The sequence below is a fragment of the Candidatus Methylomirabilota bacterium genome, from assembly GCA_036005065.1.
In the GTDB taxonomy this organism is placed as follows: domain Bacteria; phylum Methylomirabilota; class Methylomirabilia; order Rokubacteriales; family DASRDR01; genus DASYQW01.
Map to the genome: position 1 here is coordinate 1 of DASYQW010000035.1, position 1,723 is coordinate 1,723.

Annotated in this window: 3 protein-coding genes; all 3 read left to right on the plus strand. The window is 71.7% G+C overall.

Going from position 1 to position 1,723, the window contains the following annotated elements; genetic code table 11:
* Positions 1–426 (plus strand): ATP-binding cassette domain-containing protein (locus VGW35_02590; protein HEV8306531.1); only part of this gene is annotated, 426 nt, incomplete at its 5' end.
* An 11-nt stretch (positions 427–437) separates the two neighbouring features.
* Positions 438–1,388, plus strand: coding sequence for a cyclase family protein (locus VGW35_02595; GenBank protein ID HEV8306532.1), 951 nt, complete (start codon positions 438–440; stop codon positions 1,386–1,388).
* Positions 1,389–1,534: 146 nt separating this feature from the next.
* A partial coding sequence (locus tag VGW35_02600) for a hypothetical protein (protein ID HEV8306533.1) occupies positions 1,535–1,723 on the plus strand: 189 nt, incomplete at its 3' end.

Consider the following 1,723-nt stretch of genomic DNA (forward strand, 5'->3'; position numbering starts at 1 on the left):
CTGACCCTGGGCCGGCGGACCATCGCCTCCCGCGCCTACGTCGCCTCGTTCAACTTCAAGGGCGCCGACCAGCAGAAGCGGGTCGCCGACCTCTCGGGCGGCGAGCGGAACCGGCTCCATCTCGCCAAGCTCCTCACCCGCGGCGGGAACCTGCTCCTCCTCGACGAGCCGACGAACGATCTCGACGTCGACACGCTCCGCGCGCTGGAGGACGCGCTGCTCGGCTTCTCGGGGTGCGTCGTCGTCATCAGCCATGACCGCTGGTTCCTCGACCGGATCGCCACCCACATGCTGGCCTTCGAGGACGAGGGGCGGGTGGTCTGGTTCGAGGGGAACTACGCCGACTACGAGGCCGACCGGCGGAAGCGCCTCGGCGCCGAAGCCGACCGCCCCCATCGGCTCCGCTACAAGCGGCTCCGCCACTGACGGGAGCGAGCATGCCAGGACCCACGCCGAGCGAGGATGATGTGATCGGCTACCTCAAGACGCTGTCCAACTGGGGACGCTGGGGGACGGAGGACGAGCTGGGCACCCTGAACCTGATCACGCCGGCCAAGCGGCTGGCGGCGGCGCGCCTCGTCCAGGACGGGATCCCCGTCACCTGTGCTCGGCCCATCGTCACCGACATCACGGCCGACACGACATTCCAGGTGATGCGCTTCATGGTCGACAGCGGCGAGGGCCGGGACACCGCGAGCCCCGAGCGACTGCTGCAGCGCCGCGGCGCCGGCGAGTTCATCGGCATGGTCTTCCACGGCTACACCGTGACCCACGTGGACACGCCGGCCCACTTCTTCTGGGAGGGCCAGATCTACAACGGCCGGTCCTGTAACCTCGTCACCGCCCGCGAAGGCGCGACGGTGGAGTCCGTCGAGCTGTTGCACGACGGCGTCGTGAGCCGGGGGGTCCTCCTCGACGTCGCCCGCGCCCGGGGCGTCCGCTGGCTGGAGCGGGGCGAGGGGGTGCGCCCCGAGGACCTCGAGGCCGCCGAGCGCGCGAGTGGCATCCAGGTCGAGCCGGGCGACGTCCTGCTGGTCCGCACCGGCCACTACGCGCGCCGCCTCGCCGAGGGCCCGGCCAACCCGACGCAGGCCGGCTCGCCGGGCCCCCATCCGGCGTTGCTGCCGTGGCTCCGCGCGCGCGGGGTCGCGATGTGGGGGAGCGACACCCACAACGACGTGACGCCTACCCCGTACCCCGCGATGGGCCATCCCTTCCACATCGGGGCCCTGGTCGGACTCGGGCTCTGGCTCATCGACAACATGAACCTGGAGGATGTCGCCCGGGCCTGCGCCGAGCGGAATCGCTGGGAGTTCCTCCTGACCATCGCGCCGCTCCGCCTCCGCAACGTGACCGGCTCGCCGGTGAACCCCATCGCGCTGTTCTGATCGCCCTCGATAGCCGCCCGGGGGTCACCATAGACGGCCCCCACGTGAGGCCCGTCGTACCTACCGCAGCCCGGGGTGCTAGAGTGATCGAATCCGGCCTCGCGTCGCGGGGTCGGTGACATGCCGAGCAGCTCGGAGTGGAGATCATGAAGGGTCGGCCCCGCCGTTGGCTCACGCGCCTCCTCGTCGGAGGTGCGCTCGGCCTGGGCGTGCTGGTCGGGCTCCGCGATCTCGGGGCGCAGGACGCGGCACCGGAGCGGCCCCGCCTGATCGAGGTCGTCACCGCGCCCGAGCTCGACGGCGGCGCCGCCTGGTTCAACGTCGACCGGCCGCTC

Excerpts from the sequence above, each read along its gene's own strand:
- VGW35_02595 (HEV8306532.1), top strand. The coding sequence starts at position 438 with ATGCCAGGACCCACGCCGAGCGAGGATGATGTGATCGGCTACCTCAAG.